The organism is Paenibacillus sp. FSL H8-0104, assembly GCF_038050215.1.
GTDB classification, from domain to species: domain Bacteria; phylum Bacillota; class Bacilli; order Paenibacillales; family Paenibacillaceae; genus Paenibacillus; species Paenibacillus amylolyticus.
Window position 1 is genome coordinate 6,877,064 of the sequence record NZ_JBBOTC010000001.1, and the last position, 18,114, is coordinate 6,895,177.

The 18,114-nt window shown below is 42.0% G+C and carries 14 protein-coding genes; 3 read left to right on the forward strand and 11 right to left on the reverse strand.

What is annotated here, in order from left to right; genetic code table 11:
* Nucleotides 1-248 precede the first annotated feature (248 nt).
* Nucleotides 249-2,372 (reverse strand): bifunctional metallophosphatase/5'-nucleotidase, encoded by a 2,124-nt coding sequence (locus NST38_RS30135; RefSeq protein ID WP_076252119.1) that lies wholly within the window; start codon nucleotides 2,370-2,372, stop codon nucleotides 249-251.
* A gap of 591 nt (nucleotides 2,373-2,963) precedes the next feature.
* On the opposite strand from NST38_RS30135, the gene NST38_RS30140 reads away from it, so the two are divergent.
* Nucleotides 2,964-3,590, forward strand: coding sequence for a hypothetical protein (locus tag NST38_RS30140; protein ID WP_076252121.1), 627 nt, complete (start codon nucleotides 2,964-2,966; stop codon nucleotides 3,588-3,590).
* 52 nt (nucleotides 3,591-3,642) lie between these two features.
* On the opposite strand, the gene NST38_RS30145 is transcribed toward NST38_RS30140, so the two are convergent.
* From NST38_RS30145 to NST38_RS30190, 10 genes are all read right to left on the reverse strand, one after another.
* Nucleotides 3,643-4,758, reverse strand: coding sequence for a response regulator (locus NST38_RS30145; RefSeq protein WP_076252123.1), 1,116 nt, complete (start codon nucleotides 4,756-4,758; stop codon nucleotides 3,643-3,645).
* Nucleotides 4,755-6,485, reverse strand: a complete 1,731-nt coding sequence (locus tag NST38_RS30150; protein WP_076252125.1) for a sensor histidine kinase — start codon at nucleotides 6,483-6,485, stop codon at nucleotides 4,755-4,757. The genes NST38_RS30145 and NST38_RS30150 overlap by 4 nt, the downstream gene beginning before the upstream one ends.
* A 164-nt stretch (nucleotides 6,486-6,649) precedes the next feature.
* Nucleotides 6,650-8,941 carry an S-layer homology domain-containing protein gene (locus NST38_RS30155; protein WP_076252127.1) on the reverse strand — a complete coding sequence of 764 codons (2,292 nt, stop codon included), beginning with the start codon at nucleotides 8,939-8,941 and terminating at the stop codon, nucleotides 6,650-6,652.
* Nucleotides 8,942-9,413: 472 nt separating this feature from the next.
* Nucleotides 9,414-11,111: an ATP-binding cassette domain-containing protein gene (locus tag NST38_RS30160; protein WP_076252129.1), complete on the reverse strand. Its 1,698-nt coding sequence runs from the start codon at nucleotides 11,109-11,111 to the stop codon at nucleotides 9,414-9,416.
* Between the two features lie 59 nt (nucleotides 11,112-11,170).
* Entirely contained in the window at nucleotides 11,171-12,022 is an 852-nt protein-coding gene (locus NST38_RS30165; RefSeq protein WP_076252131.1) for a glycosyltransferase family A protein, read from the reverse strand.
* Nucleotides 12,019-12,684, reverse strand: a complete 666-nt coding sequence (locus NST38_RS30170) for a glycosyltransferase family A protein (RefSeq protein ID WP_076252133.1) — start codon at nucleotides 12,682-12,684, stop codon at nucleotides 12,019-12,021. Before NST38_RS30170 ends, NST38_RS30165 begins: the two co-directional genes overlap by 4 nt.
* A gap of 4 nt (nucleotides 12,685-12,688) precedes the next feature.
* Nucleotides 12,689-13,108, reverse strand: a complete 420-nt coding sequence (locus NST38_RS30175; protein ID WP_076252136.1) for a hypothetical protein — start codon at nucleotides 13,106-13,108, stop codon at nucleotides 12,689-12,691.
* Nucleotide 13,109: 1 nt separating this feature from the next.
* Complete coding sequence (locus NST38_RS30180) at nucleotides 13,110-14,147, reverse strand: hypothetical protein (protein ID WP_076252141.1); 1,038 nt, start codon at nucleotides 14,145-14,147, stop codon at nucleotides 13,110-13,112.
* A gap of 38 nt (nucleotides 14,148-14,185) precedes the next feature.
* Nucleotides 14,186-15,256, reverse strand: coding sequence for a nucleotidyltransferase family protein (locus NST38_RS30185; protein ID WP_179087890.1), 1,071 nt, complete (start codon nucleotides 15,254-15,256; stop codon nucleotides 14,186-14,188).
* 346 nt (nucleotides 15,257-15,602) lie between these two features.
* Nucleotides 15,603-16,271 (reverse strand): DNA alkylation repair protein, encoded by a 669-nt coding sequence (locus NST38_RS30190; protein WP_076252145.1) that lies wholly within the window; start codon nucleotides 16,269-16,271, stop codon nucleotides 15,603-15,605.
* Between the two features lie 214 nt (nucleotides 16,272-16,485).
* Between NST38_RS30190 and NST38_RS30195 the strand changes: the two genes are divergently transcribed.
* Nucleotides 16,486-17,460: a YndJ family transporter gene (locus NST38_RS30195; RefSeq protein WP_076252146.1), complete on the forward strand. Its 975-nt coding sequence runs from the start codon at nucleotides 16,486-16,488 to the stop codon at nucleotides 17,458-17,460.
* A 91-nt stretch (nucleotides 17,461-17,551) separates the two neighbouring features.
* Nucleotides 17,552-18,004 (forward strand): HEAT repeat domain-containing protein, encoded by a 453-nt coding sequence (locus NST38_RS30200; RefSeq protein WP_036611867.1) that lies wholly within the window; start codon nucleotides 17,552-17,554, stop codon nucleotides 18,002-18,004.
* Nucleotides 18,005-18,114: the final 110 nt, after the last annotated feature.

An 18,114-nucleotide genomic window follows, 5' to 3' on the forward strand; every position in this document is an offset into this window, starting at 1 on the left:
CCTTACCAAATTCTGAACACTAAACGGTAACCAAACCATAGAGCCAATTCAGACATAGATTTCTCCATAGAATCGTGGATTTTAAGCATAAAAAAAACATCCTAAATTGGGATATGGCATTCTCTTGGATAAACCCTTTTCACCAATTAAAGAACTACTTGATGAGAGGGTTTATCCGTAGAGGAATGCTCATTCGCCCGATAGGATGTGTTTCTCTGTTTTAATATAAAGTTTGAATAAGTTCTACATTATGAAGCTTTTGCTGCAACAGCTTTTTCAATTAATGCTTTTGCATCGTTAGTAGTCAGACCTAGTTTAGGTTGAAGTGATTTTTTATCTGTTCCAGCAAAAATACCTTTGTCAATCAGTTTTGCCATAGGTTTAATTGCATAGGCAGACACGGATTTACCATCTTCGAAACTAGCAATAATTGTAGCAGCGTCTTTATCAGTCGCTTGATCTTTTACCAATTTAGCAAGAATGGTAGCAGCTTCTTCACGCGTGATATCCCGATCAGGATAGAAGTTTCCACCAAAACCTTGAATGAATCCAGCATGCATAGCTTCAGCAATCGCATCTGCATATGCAGCATTAGCCGCAACATCTTTGAATACAGGTGCTGTAGCTACTTCGTTAAGTTTCAACATGTCGACCAGAGCACTTACAAATTCAGCACGAGAAATGACTTCTGTTGTTACAGGTGTTTCTGTTGGCTCAGTAGATGCAGCCAGGTTTGTGATACGTCCTTCATTTTTAGCTTCGATGCTACCGCCCTTATACGTGTCTACGATGTATTGGTAGAATACATCCAGATCGATAGGACCTGCCAGGGATGATTTAGCATCCAGCAGCACTTTATAGTTATCTCCACCTGCAGCCATAAAGTTGTTAACTACAGCCGTATATGTTTTTGCAGGATCAATCGTTGTTCCATCTTCCAGACTAAGACCAGTAACGCGTTCTGCGACTGGCTTATTGAAATCTGCAGTGTATTTCAAACCAGAGATTTGGAGTGTTTTGGTATTAGGTGTACCGTCAGCATTGGTACCCCATTGCTGCTGCAACAAGGTTTTAACCTGTTCGCCAGTCAGCTCAAGTTTTACTAGAGTATTACCAAACGGTTGGATTTTGGCAAGATCAGCAAAGGTCACATCGCCTTGTGGCAGATCCGCACGAATACCGCCTGGATTCATAAATGCAAAGTCAGCAGCACTGGCCTTATCCCCAAAGTCTGCTTCACGCATTGAATCTGCAATGAGGTTGCCCAGAGGGGCTTCGTTATTATAAGCATCTGTACGGGTAACAGAACCATCCGTTGTACCTACTGGTTTCGTCAGCTCAGGATGCTTGTCTAATGATTTTTTAATAATAGCTAAAGATTCAGGGTCTTCTTTTACACCCTCTTGGAAAGTCGTTGTAACAGTCGCTGATTTTTCAGTTACATCCCCGGTAGCAGGGTCAATCATCAGCTTGATATCTTCAAACGCCGTACCATATGAGTAGGCTTGCACAATCAACTTTCCGTTCACTTCACCGTTAGCCAAAGCATGATTGTCACCTGCAACGATAACGTCAACAGGGGAGTCCGCCGGTAAAGCTTTTGCCAGATCAGCTGCTTCTCCAGTGGTTACACCTTCTTTGGTTGTTGCTGGATCATGTGCCAAAACAATGATCGTTTCTACACCTTGGTCTTGCAATTCTTTGGCATATTTATTAACGGCTTCCACTTCTTCTTCTGCGCTTAAGAAACGTACGCCAGCTGTCCCAGATGGAGATACTTTGGCAGGTGTTGATTTCGTCACTAGTCCGATAAATCCAATTTTGACTCCGCCCACTTCTTTAATCACATACGGCTTAATCAATGTTTTTCCTGTGGCAGTTTCAATCACGTTTGCATTGACGTAATCAAATTTTGCACCGGCATGTGTTACCTTACCTTCTTTTGGATCAAGGCCACCAAAGATCTGTGCCTTTAAAGCAGCGACACCTTGGTCGAATTCATGATTCCCTAAGGAACCTACATCAAAGCCCATCATATTCATCCATTCCATGGTAGGCTCGTCACGATCCAAAGATGAGGCTGGAGCAGATGCACCAACAGAGTCCCCATTATGGAAGAGTAGAGAGTGTTCATATTTGGCTTGAGCTTCTTTGAGATAGGTTGCTAGAATTGGAGCCGTTCCTGCCTTCTTATCACCCACGATTGATGTGGTATCTAACTGACCGTGGAAATCATTGATTCCAATCAAGTGTACTTCTACATCGTTACCTGCGGCAGAGACAGAACCTGTTGCGCCCAATAGTTGCGTGAGTAATAGTGCAGCGGTAGCTACACGCAGTGTGCTTTTACCCAAAACTTTTTTCCAAAACATGAATGAAAAAACCCCTCTCCAATTTTAGATCCTGAGATATTTTACCATAGTTCAATTCATAAAAATCATTAAATATATAAAATGGGTGTAAAAAGTTGAGAGATTGATAGAGGAGATGAATACCTATATCTCGATCTGCACCAAAATTAGTGTTTAGCTTCAATTTATTCAATCGAATAACAGGTTTTTTTCTAGCTCAGGAGACGAGAAGTTATAACGCATTGGTTGTAAGTAATAGATTCAAAATTTCATATAGAAAAATATGGCTTTTATATTTTTTGTTGCTATAATGGAAAATAAAGTATGCATTTTCACTTGATGATATAACTCCTCTACTAAAAAACACTTAGCTTCCATCTCCTAAAACACACACATCCCATTACATAATATGTATCAAAGATTTTCACACTTCTATTAAAGGAGGTGACCGTTGGGAGCATTTTAGATCTTAGTTCCCATTTTACACCAGATGGGGACGTGTTACCTCACCGCTCCTGACTGAATACAACGTAGAAACATGCAATAGCTGTAAGGATTTGTTGTTCTATGCATTTAACTTTAACCATTATAAGAAAAATAGGAGCGTGTCCAATGAACAAACGACTTTTTCCCAGATCTTTTCGAGTTCTTATGGCTTGCTTGTTGATTCTTGCATTTGCCGTACCAGCAACAGCTTCTGCTGGCTATCTTGGAGATAAACTCACGATCGGCCAAAGCATGGCTAAGGGTGACTATCTCACCTCCCAAGATGGCAGGTTCTCAGCCATCTGGCAAAATGACGGGAACTTTGTTATCTATCAAAACGGTTCTTCTCTCTGGAGTAGCGGAACTAGTAACAGTGGGGCTCTTTCGTTCAATTTTGAATCACAGTACGGGAAACCTGTCATGTATAAATATGGCATGAAATATCAAGACGTTTACCAATATGGTTATCGTTATGGTTTCAACCCGGCTACAGGTAAATTCGAATATTACACCGGTTGGGGATGGGATAAAGTTTTGATGATTGATACTTCTGTACAGGTAGCTGCCTGGTCTCCCAATACCACCTCATGGATTCCAGGTCATCACGGGAGCAGCTTACCTGCTAACACAACGGGTGACACACTGGTCATGCAAAGTGATGGGAATTTAGTTCTCTATAACACAACCCTGACCAATAGCAATTATCCGAACAGTTGGATTCCTGTCTGGGCTTCCAATACGGGCGGGCGTTAAAAAAATGAAGAGCCGCATGCTTTGCGGCTCTTTTTTGTTTATCAGGAGAATATCATTGATATTGTTCATATTGCTGTTGAATAGACAGCGAAGGCTGTAATCCAAGTTCATGAAGCAGTAATTGTGTATATTGCTCATAGTGGTTATGTAGTGATTTTCGATCTCCCATGGCTCCCAATATACTTAACAACAGCAATGTTGCCTCTTCCTCAAACTCATTGCGGGATACAATTCTTCTGGCAATGCGTGCTGCTTCATTATATTGATTCCGTTCCAGCAACCAGCTTGCAAGACGCTTGGCATAGGAAACGTACACAATTAACAATCTCTCACGTTCCCCTGTCGCCCAATCAAAAGATTTACCCTCAAACAACTCGCCTACGAACTGTTTCTCTAACGCTATGGCCGCTTTTTCATTAGCTATATTGAATTCAAATAACTCCAACATGGTCTGTTCGAATCGAATAAAATCAACATCGGCTTGATCTAAATCTACCCGATATTGCTCTTGCGCTGATAGGATCATCTCCTTGAACCCATGCTCGGATAACACCTTTCTAAGCTGATAGACAATCGTATTCAAGTACACTTCTGCCTGCTTGAGAGGCCTCCCTGGGAAGAGATCCTCCAGGATTCGGGATTTGGCTACACTTCTACCCTGTTGAACAAGCAGATAGGCAAATAGCTCCATGCTTTTCTTGGATTTCCATTTCACTGTACCCGCTTGCTTGCTGCTAGCCTCGAAGCAACTCAGTCCATGAACCGTCAGCCGATTAGGCACAAGGTCGTCAGCAAGATTAGAAGAAGATCTGCGTCTGCTGGCCGCCCTAGTGAGCGTCTGAGCCAGTCGCATTCTGGAAATCGGCTTAACCATGTAGTCCAACGGATAAACATCGTAAGCGTGAATCGCATATTCTGCATGCGAAGTGGTAAACACAATGTCAAGATCATTACAAACTGAGATCAAGCTGCGTGCAAGCTCTAATCCATTGTCCGTAGCAATCTGGATGTCCAGGAATGCGAGATCCACTTCCCTGTTCTTAACGAAATCGAGTGCCTCTGCCGCATTCTGAAAGCTTCCGACAATCTCCACATCTTGCATATTCGACAGCATCCGCTTCATTGCCAACAGCATGGCAGGCTCATCATCAACGATGAGAACTTTCATCTCTCTGTTCCGCCTCTCAAAGTGAAGTGAAATACGCTTCCTTGTCGCACCGTGCTTTCTGCCCACATATCTCCACCACTTAGTTGTACGAACTGTCGACTTACGAGCAGTCCAAGCCCTGCCCCTTTTTCACCTAATGTACCCGCCATGGAGTTGAGTTGCTTCTCGTTAAATAGCTGACGAACTCGCCCCTCTTCCATACCTACTCCGTTATCACGAACGGACACGATCACCATGTCTCCTGACAACTGAGCGTACACTTCGATTAAACCACCCAATTCGGAAAATTTGATGGCGTTGGTTAATAAGTTACGAATAATTAAACCAACTGTTTCCCGGTCTGCATATACATGGGTGCCTATAGCAATCTTATTCATCACGCTGATATGTTTACTCTCACTTTTAATGTGTAACATATGACAACAGTCCTCAACAACCTCCGAAAGCTCCAGTAACTCTGGACGAAGTGTCATGTCTTCAACCTGACTGCGAAACCACTCCAACAAGTTATTAGCCATTCCAAGTGTATTACGAATCTGGTCACCCAGCTGCTCAATGATCTCCTGATGATCCGCAGCGAAGGATTGCCTGTCCGCCTCCAGTAACTCCACGAGTTGAAACTGCAGCGCTAGCGGACTGCGAATATCATGCGATATAATTGTAAACAGTTGATCCTTCAACTGGTTCAACTGTGCCATCTGCTCCAGATGCCGTTGTTTCTCTGTAATATCAAAAATAAGAGAAATATTACCCTGTGCCTTACCCAGTGTATATAATGGATATACGTTTACACTATATATTTTTCTTTCTCCATCCAGCCACTTATCAATCTCTACACTGCCCGGTTGCATAGACTTGCTCAGCTTATACCATTCTGGCCAGGACGCTAGGATTTCCGATATATTCCGACCCGAAATATTGGTATAGCCCAACTCTGAGAACCATTGTGAAGCTCGATTATTGTTATCGATGACCTTTCCCGAACCATTCACAATCACAATACTCTCCTGCAACGTATCGAGCACAATATTCCTGGCAATCGGAACGGTAGAGAAGAACTTAATCCTCAGAATAATCACCAGCATAATTGTCCCTGTAGATCCGCAGTAAACTGTTAATGGAAGTAACCATGATGACCACTCAGGCTTCACAAATTTGATAATCTCCAGGACAAACGGTAATGTAGCCAGAAGGAGAACCCACATTCCCGGCTTACGATAATCACTCCTAATATTCCTTACATACTGAAATAAATAGTAGAGGCATATAACCACTGCACTATAGCAAATGAGGCTGAATGCTCTAGAATAGAGGGTTTTTGTTGTGACTAGGTGGCCATTATAAAGCTCAATCGTCAGATATATAATATGAAAGTTTGGGTCAAGCCACATAAGCAACGACCACGATACAAATACGGCAAACAATAGGATCTTCCATTGGTTCTTCAGCAGCTTGTCTCGACCGACTAAGTGATAAACGAATAAGATCAAGAAAGGGACCATTACATTTTGGGTCGTATTCTGAATATTGCGAAAAATTAATTTAGTCATAAATACATCGCTATGTCTCTCCAGAATGATACTGCTTGAGTACATCATTCGGCATACGATCAAACCTACGAGGTAGATTACTCCGCGCTCTCGTCTAAACCCGTACACAGTGAGTAAGATGATACCCGTCATGATCAATGAAACAATCATCAGGATAAGTTCTACAGTGGAATTCATACATCAGGTCCCTTTATATTTAAATTAAGAAAATATACACCTTATGCCTTTTCTATCCATAATAGTAGAGGGAATTATGGATTACAAGCATATCTCCTATCAGGCTTCAACAAAAACTGACCCCTGTTGTCATCTAATGACATCAGGGGTCAGTCCTTTATTGCTTAATGTATAGATTTCCAAAGTCGCAAGAGTACAACCGCAGCTTCGGCTCTTGTTGTTCGTCCCTCCGGAACAAATCGATTACCCGCTTGCCCTTTCAGAAGTCCGTGCTCTCGAGCAGCTTCGATATAAGCTTTGGCCCATGTTGGAATGTGTGTATCATCAGAGAAGTAGGGGCTATCCGTACTGCCAGCCTTCCATTCCATGACCTTGGATACCATTGTAGCCATCTCTGCACGGCTTACCGTTTGCTTCGGTCTTAATGTTCCGTCGGGATATCCTTGCAGAGCGCCCTCAGATACGGCTGTCTGGATCGTCAGGTGTGCCCATGCCGGAATGCTCTCTGCATCGCTGAAAGATACCTCACTTGATTCGTTACGTATCGGGATCTGAAGTGTCCTCATCAGCATAACGGCGAACTCCATTCGTGTTACGTTGCCTCTTGGTACAAAGGTCTGGGCATCCATCCCCTCCACAATACCCAATTCGGCTGCCTCGCATATATCTGATGTTGCCCAGTGATTCTCGATATCCGTGAACCGACATACCGGAGCTGAAGGAACATGATGTTCATCATGGGTCATACGGTTAATGGTGACGGTATACGTCTTGATCGTTCCATCCTCAGCTTGAACCGTAAGGGTTAACACATTAGCACCCATCACCAAAGGAACAGTCGTCATCTCACTTATCCGTTCTCCCAACAGCTTCACAACCGCCTTGGGATGGGCTGAAGCTACTTCCAGTTCAACCTGCGCAGCGTCTGTTTCTACTGTATACGTCGTAGTCCCCGACGTGAACTTAGGAGATAATTCCAATGCCTTTCCGGAATTATAAACATTTATTTTAGCTAAAGCTGCCTGGTTAGATGGAGATGAGGTTACTGCAGGCGGAGCAGACGAATTACCGCCTTGATCTATTGGGCTCGGTGCTGGTGCCGGCGTTGTGTTATCCAGTAGAAACGGATTCGAAACAGCCTCCTTAACATTCCCCACTTTGTCTACTGCGCGAATGTGTAAGTACCAACTTCCATTCCCGCTAGTCTGACTCAACGTATCGCCGTCTCTAAAGGGGAACCAGCCCATTGCCGGAACGGCCGTACTTTGCGTCCACACATATTGTAGTGAATGATCATCTATTCCGCTTTGTAGGTCGCTGACCGTTACGATACTCGCTGCAGTTTTCGCTGCCACTACACCACCATTCGTACCAAACTGCACTTCCGGAGGCGTTGAATCGATCGCCAGCGTAATGGTATACGTTTTACCGGGTAACAAGTAGGGCTCCACGCGAACAGGAATAACCGTATCCGTGGTTGCTCCCGCAAAGTTTATCATCTTCGTGCTACCTGACGGCAGCAGCTCACCGTTCACATACATAACTGTCTGGTCAGTGCTCTCGAGTGTCGGCGTTACATCTACACTGGACAGCGATTGACCGTCGTAATAATACGTGTAGTCCATGACTGAAGGATCAAAGGATTCTGTGAAATCCCCTTCCTGTAGCTTAAGCCCGCTCAGATTGGCATTCCCAGGTACATTCATTTGTCCATCCTGATTAGATCCCCAGGTAATTACGGTACCATCTGACTTTAAGGCAAGCGAATGAAAATGACCTGCAGCGACCGCCACTACTCTTTCTAAGTCGGCTGGTATATTGGTTTGACCACTATTATTGTATCCCCAGGCAACCACTGTGCCATCTAACTTTAGCGCTAATGAATGATATTCTCCTGCAACAATCGCCACTACTCCGTCTAAGCCCGCTGGCACATTGGTTTGACCGTCCTGATTAGATCCCCAGGCAACCACTGTGCCATCTGACTTTAGCGCTAGTGAATGAGTTTCTCCTGCAGCAATCGCCACTACTCCGTTTAAGCCTACGGGCACATTGGTTTGACCCCTATTGTTGCCTCCCCAAGCGACCACTGTGCCATCTGACTTCAGTGCAAGCGAATGGATGTTTCCTGCAGCAATCCCCACTACCCCTTCTACAACCACTGGTACATTGGTTTGACCGTTGGTATTGTTACCCCAGCCGACAACCGTGTTGTCTGACTTCAATGCAAGCGAATGGCTGCTTCCTGTGGCGATTGCCACCACATCATTCAAGCCCGCTGGCATGTTTAGTTGACCAAAGCTGTTGTTCCCCCAGCCGACCACCGTGCCATCTGACTTCAATGCAAGTATATGAAAATACCCAACATCAATTGCCATAATATCGCTTAAGCCTACGGGGACGTTTAGTTGACCAGGCCCCCAGCTAACCAAGGTACCATCTGACTTTAACGCCATTGAAGCATTACCTCCTGCGTCTATTTTCTCCGCTTTAACAGGTGAAGAAGGATCTGCAGCATAAACTGATCGCACCTCGAATGGAACGATTATGCTGAACAACAATACGAAGCTTATAACAAGATAAACCGTCTTTCTCCAATTAAACGATAACAATATGTATCCTCTCCTTCATCCCTTTGATTAGGTAACTAATCCTTGATTATTTTCTATCGGCATACGTCAGAATGATAGCCTTGCTAGAGCAAGCTTTAACCCAGATCCGAGATCCATCATCCTCTATGGATATTAACAGAGGGCTATGAAAGAATAATGAAAGAACATAGCGATGATGGAACCACGATCCATCCCGACTTCTAACGTATACACTTGGCTCGAACCAAACTGATCCCCCAGGAAGCAGAAAAAACCGATTAGAGACAACTTTACTTGCAGCTGTCTCTAATCGGCTTCAACATTTCACTCTATCAAATCACTTCAATTCATAAACGAAATCACAATACTTTAGAGTTGATTCTCGATGAGATGCAATGATAACAGTCTGATTATCTAATCTAGACACTGCTCTCATCACTTCCTCTTCAAGGCATTCGTCTAATGCGGATGTTCCCTCGTCCAACACCAAGATATCCGGAGAATCGTACACCGCCCTCGCTAGGCCTACGCGTTGGCACTGTCCCCCGGAAAGAAAGATTCCGTTCTCACCAAGATTGGTATTTTCACCTTGACCTAACCCTGCAATCATATCTGCTATTTGAGCCACCGATATAGCATGCGTCATTTTTTCTTTATCATAGTCCCGATAGAAAACAATATTTTCCTTCAGGTTTGCATTCAACAAAAATACTTTTTGGGGAAGATATCCGAAACGAAGCTTTGCCTCGCTAAGTTGCTCCGTCGTTCCATCTCCATGCTCGATATCGAGTCTTCCGTCATTTCGCACAAGAAGACCCGTCAACAGATTTAACAGTGTACTTTTGCCTATTCCGGAGGGGCCCCTTAAACCGACAATAGCACCACAAGGAATCTCAACGTTTATTTTCTTCAAAACTTCTTTTCCATTCTCATAGGAAAAAGATAGATTACTACATACAATTTTACTGCCCTGATTAAACCTGCCTGTAGCATGTGTATCTTTGTCTTGATCATTTACAGCATACGACTTTCTTGGTTTGTCTTCCTTTAGTATCCCTTGGATCTTCTCGTAGAAACCCCCGTCCATTCGATCCAAAACCGAGGAGTTCGCATACAAAGAAGATAAATAACCATTTATTCTGGTCACTCCTGGCATAACTCTAATTAAAATCAAGGCTAGAATGGCCATTTTCGACATGACGTCCTCGGATGAGCCATTCGTTACATAAACAGCAAGAAACGCCATCAACATACAAGCCACCGTAATCAATTCAATCAGATGTCTAGGCAATGTGGAATAGACAGTTTGCTTTACTTCTAAGGTTACATTTTCCTCGATGTACCCTTCATAGAGATGCTCCACTGCGTCTTTTGCGTGATACAATTTCACTTCCTTGATACCATTTATGGCCTCTCTTGTGACGGCACTCATTCGGTCGAAGCTGTGATTGGAACGTTTTCCGGTCTCTCGCACTTTAGTATAAATAAACCGATGGAACAAGATCATGATAAGAACATACACCAGAATCAAAGCCGCTGAAATATTGACATTTAGGACGCACATGTAAGCCAAAAGCATGAGAATGACGACAGCTTCTGCAATAAACTCCAGCATGCTCTGTATACTCAGGAAGATGGAACCCGTGTATTTGTTAATATTATTAATAAGAGCCGACGAATCTTCATCAGTGAAAGATTGATAATCTTGATCCAGGTGCATGCGCAACAATGACTTGCTTGTATCCTTATATTGGCTAACGATATATTTGCGCTTTATAATTCCTAACCCATATACAAACACGTTTTTTACTAGAAAACATATAAAAACAATTCCCGCAAAAAAAGCAACTTTGCTAATACTCTCATGATCCCCTTCTAGAATAGTAGAAACAAAAGGAACAATAAGTGAAATGCTTGCGGTCTCTAACACTGCACCGATCACATAGAAAAAGACAAGCACGCCAAATTGAATCTGTCGCTTTCGACCAAACAGATTCCATAATGTAAGTAAATTTACTCCGAGTGATTTATTCAAGGCAAGTCGCCGCTTTCTTCGTATAGTCCATCAAAACTACTGCACACTAATTTCAGTCTTCACTCGTTGCTCGTTCTATTTCTTGCTATCATGGCCGTAGTTTGCATTAAGGTCTTCTTAAATGCAGCAATCATATGTTCCACTTCTTTGTGATAATACTCTTGATCACATTCACAATAAGGCAAAATACTTAAATAAAGCTGCTTGATATCTTCTATCCGTTTCATAGTCTCCGTGAAACTACGCTTCGTACTAGAATGACCGCTACTTCTCCTGCAATATACATGCAGCTCCTCGTTTAGATAAGCACACTTGCTTCTGCTCGCGATTGGAAGTAGCAGCTGCGGATTCTGATCCACAGTGGATGCCGGAATCTGACGATTCGGATAACAGGAAAACAAGGCTTCTGTTCGCACCATAAATCGGCCCGCAAGTTCCAAGATACGTTCATGGAACAAATCATCAAATATATCGGACAAAAACGGCTGATTATTTTTTTCTCTATACATAATCGGATTCTCTGTCTCATCTTTGATTAATCCGTTGCTTCGCACCATATTAATATCAGGATGAGTTAGAAGACACTCTACCTTCTTTTCAATACTGTCATCCGTCCAGTAGTCATCCGCATCGCACCAGGTTAATAGTTCGCCGTGGACACTCGGAAGTGCTAGATTTACAGCAGCCACCTGTCCTGCATGGTTTTGGGATAGAACTTTCACCGATATACCTTTTTCTTCCATTATAACTGCCCGCTCTGTAAGGACCGAGAGTGAATCATCGGTAGACCCGTCATCTACCAAAATAAGTTCTAACGGCGCATAGGTCTGGTTTTCTACAGAATCTAAGAAAGTGTTTAAATATGGCATGGCATTGTAGATTGGCGTTATGATGGATACTAACGGTTTCATTCTTTTGACATCCTTTTCCTTAAAATAGCTGCATAATTTTTCATTTCTTCTTCACGTTTTAAACGTCCTGTATTGGTCATATGAAGGCGTCGCCTTAACGTTACTTGATTGATTTCACGAACCACGGCTCCTGTTTCCTTCAAACTCATCATCCAATCTACCGTTTCTCCACTTGAAAGATTTTCATCGAAGTATCCGTTCCGATCAAAGACTGATTTTTTGATAAGCGCGCAGCCCGGCAATACACCGCCATAACCGTTTTCTCTTGCCTTCAGTTTCATACTTTGTTCACTCGATAACTCCGGCGAAATAAAATCTTTTGCCTTTCCATATACAACAACACAGTTCGATTCATCTTCCATGGCAGTAAAAAGATTATCCAATGCATCCTGAGACAAAACATCATCTGCATCCAGAAATAATACATAATCCCCACAAGCCATCTTGAGTCCGACATTCCTTGCTTTTGCTGCACCACCATGTTCCACCGAGATCACACGATCACCTAATCTTTGGGCAGTCGCAAAGGAATGATCTTCTGATTGATCATCTACAATAATAATCTCCTTCTCGCCATTCCAGGTCTGGTTCGATATCGATTCCACTGCTTCTTCTAAATAATATCCCGCATTATATACAGGCATAATAATGGATAGCCTCATTGTATTAATCCTCTTCTTTTAGCTTAGGCCATCCCATATCTGCTTCCACATCATGTACAGGGTCTGCCAACAGAAGATCTTGAACCTCCGCGAATTCATTCAACTCAAGGCTGTAATCTCCATGAACCACGACAAAATCGCCCAATGATTCTTGGCTGTAAGGTTGATCATCTAAAATAAATATTTCCTTTTCCGTAAGCGCAGCAATAAACCGCTCTACACGCTGATCAATATCCACTACACAGTCCTCATTATTTTTAATTGTATCGACAATCTGCTTCGGGTCCTTGCCTTGCATCAACGCATCTAAAACCATCGATCCAAGAGCACTTGCTCCATAATACATTCCAGTAACAAAATTGATTATAATGGCTTGTCCGTCAGCAATATCATAAAACATCTTCTCATCATTTAATTTATACATGTTAAAGTCCCTCCATAAAGTTTTGCAATACGATTACATTCTTCTTAAGGTCTTTACTTAAACGAAACTCATAAACGGGTAAATCCTTCAGTCTGTCCATCATTCTCTTAACCATTTCTGTATCTCTTCGTCCGCCAATCTGACTTACACTGGAATGAACCAATTTTACCAATACTGAACCTCGGTCCGTCGGCACAATCATTGGATCGCTTCCCTCTGTAACAGTTGGACACAAAATAGCTTTAATCGGTAATTCTTCCTGAAAAGGATAGGCGGATGCATCAAAGAACTTCTTCCCGTTTCGCTTTTCCTCCGTCTTGATAACAGGCATGTTCGGTTTCAAAATCTGATACATATCCGAATTCAATCCAACCATTGTATATAGTGGCAGTGCATTTCGTTCTCCCACTTCACGCATCATAACATAATCATCTGCCACAAAATCTAACCCCTCAAGCAAACAACTTACCGATAAAGTTGACTTCCCAGCACCACCCCGCGCACTTATCAATACACCCTTATGATTAAATCCGACTGCAGCGGAATGCAGAATCAATATGTTCTCCTGCTCTGCCCAAAAATAAAAACATCTTATAAGTGGATGTCCCAACATGCAATCATCATAATCAGTGCCTGCTTGTCTGCAGAAATAATAGGTCTTCCTGATGTAGTCGGCACCCTCCATCTCCGTACTTCTAGTAACCTTGATGCTTCCCGTTGCATCCTTTCCCTGATATACATCGGTTATTGCTCCTTCTTGCAGCGGCTTATCGCGAAACGAATCGGGAATATAGACATTAACATCATCCGTATAGCACCAGATTACTGCACCCGGCACTACGTACTGCTCATTTGAAAGGACTCTTCCCAAAAGAGATGATCGTATTAATGAAACCTCTATGTCATCCCAATATCGAATTTCGAGAACCTTATCTGCTAATCTGATTTGCATATTCTTATAATGCATCCCGTTTTTCTTCAAAATTCGCTTATTAACATCTTCGAAGAAAGTGGAAATTGTAGCTTTTTTATTATCCATCCATTATTCTCTCTTTTCTCGCATAGTATTTGTTCTAATCAACGAAGTCTTAACCGTGAGAGAAATTTCTGATACAATTTCACGGGTCTATTTAAGTGGTAAAGTTCGGCAACATATTTTGCAAAACACATACCAGATTCTACTTCCTTTAATTCATGAGAATAATATCTATACTCCTTTCTGATAGGTTTATATTTTATTCTTAAATGTATTACCCGCAGCGTGATTGAACTATTTTCGTCCGCACGGCGTTCTTTCATATAAGGCACAATCGTCTCATAAAAATCCATTGCGTCTTTTAGCCATTTGCCATATCCACTATCCACTGCAAATAAATTTTCTGCATCCTCTAACGAAATGTCCTCTGGAAAACAGGTTGCGAATAATTTCATCATCAAGTGAACCCGATAACTACAATGCAGTTCACTCGCGCGCTTTGCTATTGCTGTCCAATCCGTGTCAGGCATCATTTTCAAGACCATTTTTGCATCAAATAACCACTTCATCCGTCGTTCCGGCATCTCATCAACAAATATGCATCTGGATTGCGAATCTAATATATGGACAAACATGTCTAACGGTGATAATACTCTGAATTTACAGCTATTCACCTCAACCTGTTCAACTCTCTCCCAAATATCACTGCCCTTTTCAAGATTGTTCTTAAATATGACATGATGAATATCAAACTCCGTCTTTCCCAACTTATATGTAATGGAATGCTTAGCTTCTACTATATACTCCGCACCCATATCTTGAAAAATTGAAACCGCTTCTTCATATTGTTCACCCTCGAGCGCAAAGTCTAAATCAGCCATCATTCTAGATACTCCTGAGGCAAAATGTAGACGCATCGCGGCTCCCTTTAAAAGCAAAGGGTATATATTCTTTTCATTCAACTTCTGTGTACTCATAAAAAGTTTCTGTAGCATCAGGGCATTCTCCACCTGATAATAACGATAGATGCCTTTTAATTGTGGGATGACATGCTTCGGAAATCCCATCCAATCGACGTTATACCCAAAATGAGCTAACATCAGCAGATAATTATGATTACCCGTATCCATATTCAGACCCTGAAGCTGATCCTCTATTTCTTCTATATTCACGTGTTCCTTAAATAGGAGTGACAGTAATCTTTGCTCGCACGGAACAAGTAGCCGTTTTTGCAACTCTTTCTCTATCGCTATATTCATATCTATTCTTTTTATCCTTTCATCTTTATTGGCTTTAATGTACAGTCAAAAACTTATTGAATTTCGTTTCATTTTTCCCAGCCGGTTTGTTCCATTTTGATTACTTATTTTTGAAATTATAACAGAGTGCTATGAAAGAATAATGAAAGAAATAAACCTGTGGTTTGGTTCCTACTCATTGGGCAAGGCATCATTATTATTAATGGATGCAGTCAGGGAGGTCCATTAGTTCGAACCACATAGGGATTCGCAGAGGTAACTAATTCTTATTTCGTTTGTTAACTTCAATTGCAATGAACTCTGGCAAATAATTAGGAGTACAGCCCTTTGATACCATTTCATCTTTATAAAGACCTGTATTCTCACCAAGTTTTATACAACGTGCACGATACTTTTGATCATAAATGCCTATCCAGCCTGCAATGAAATTCATAGCCCACTGAACTGCCGGCTCTTCCTGCGTAATATTAGCTTCAATTGCAGATAGTAAGTCCTCGGTGTTATCAGGAGGCGTTTGTCCGGTCCATCTCAATCGCGCTTGATAATACCAAAAAGCTCGCCTTTGAAGAGCAGAAGGGCTTTTTTCCCATGACTCCATCAATGCAATGGTCTTCTTGTCTTTGGTAAGCTGATTAGCCATTAACCAATCCATTAAGTTATTTCGCTCATCAAAAGTGTGAGTCTGCATATCCTTATCAAACTTATTAAGCACTTCTTGTGAGAGAAGTTTTTTATCCATAATTAAAATAGCTAATAGTCTGGGCAAAAACGCTTCGGTCGACCAAAGTTCCATAGCTAGTTCGTGATCTTTTTTAATATCCTTTGCGATTTTTCGTAATTCGCCTAGCTTAGTTTTACTATTGATCTGCTGTAGAATGTCCCCTGCTTTTGAAGAGTATTTCATTTCTATACTTTTATCCTTATTCATTTGATACCACAGCTCCTTTATGGCGAAAGTCTTTGAAGAGCGAAAGGGCTATTTCCCATGACTCCATCAACCGCAGTAAGATAAGCTTATTTTCATATATTGACAAATAAATGTGTTAGACTACTAAAAGAAGAATTGCCAATCTATACTAAAGAATGCTACACAACTGGATACAGGCAGTTCTTACGATAAACGTAGTTAGAAAGGAAACCCCATGAATAGTTCCTTGAAGCAACGAATGAAATCATTATTAGCACCCGTGTTTCCCGGTGGAATCATAACCATTCTGATATTTTCCCTTGATTACTTCCAAATCGAACTTGTTGAAAAATTTCTGCTTTTTGCGGCTTTTGTCATTGTACCTCTTGTGATTTCACTTTTGAACCATGACGAAAAGAATAAACATCAACGAATGATTTATGCCGCTATGAAATGGCTTCAATTTCCCGCTGCGCTTCTTACCCTGGCCTCGGTAATGAGTAATAAGATGTGGGGGTTAGAAAGTACGGAAATCCCAGGAATTCTGTCTCTTGGATGGCTACTGTTCACACTGCTGCTTGGCATCTATGGCTTGACCACGATTGTGATCTCTAAAGGAAAAGCAGCGGAAATAGCGATTGGTGCGGGGCTCGTTTATTTTTTTATCGGGGGCATTTGGTTTACCTTATATCAATATCAATTGAACCTGTTCCAAGCTAATCCTTCAACGCACGCGTTAAGCTCGCTCCACTTCCATTTCTCATCTGCGATCGTTCCGATTTTTATTGGTGCACTGGGACGCATCATGACGAAGAAAAGCTGGTATCCTTGGGTCGTTGCCATCGATATCATCGGACCAATCTTGATTGCTATTGGTATGATTTTCTCCAAGCCAATTGAATACATTGGTGTCACTTTGTTCGCCTGTAATATTGTGGTTTACACCGCTTATCTCCTTACTTACTTGAGGAAAAATGCTTTGGATATTAAGGCAGCCTTTTTCTTAGGCCTTTCTTGTCTAGCCTTTTACACGGTTGTTGTCATTTCCATCTTCTATCCGTTACTGAAAAATATGTACTCCTTAACCATACTCGATTTTATTCCCATTTATGGATCTCTGCATGCGTTTGGTTTTGTCTTATGTGGACTAATTGGTTGGGTGTATATGGTGGACTTCATTAAGGAAAAGGCTAACCAATCGGCTTCATAGGAGTAGTTTAGTCAGGTTCGTGCTATAATAGTGATCACATAAATAACATTCATCATTCTGCCGAGATGGCGATGATTAAGGAGATTGAATTTTGACGAACAACCATGATATTGGAGCAGTTAACGAACTACCGGAGAACTTTGAAGAGCTCAAACGAGCGGCTAACCGGACGTCGAGCTGGAGAGAAAGACTGAATGCCGTGAACGAATTGGGGAACTGGAATACAGCCCCTACCATTAAGTTGCTGCAGCATGTTTTGAAAAATGATCAAGTGTTTCAAGTGCGCGAAGCCGCATATCAAAAGCTCAAGCAGTTGGATGAAGATGTACAAATGCCTGCCAAAAACAAAGGTGAGCTGTTTAAAGGTACTAACAAAATTTTGCTACGGATTAAAAAAAGCCTTCCTGAAGGTCACACATTCGAGCAATTCAAGGAAAAACTGCAAAAGACACGTCTGGATATTTATGATACTTACGAGGGCGACAAAGATGCTGATTTCGATTCCTGGCTCCATGGAATTTGGGAGACACTAGGTAGAAGATAACCGCCGTTCACCGTAAAATAGCTGAATATAAAGCCACTCCATCAATGGAGTGGCTTCTTTATTTTCTCAGCGTCACCTCCATCAGATGTGGGGTTATTTTTTCTCTAAAA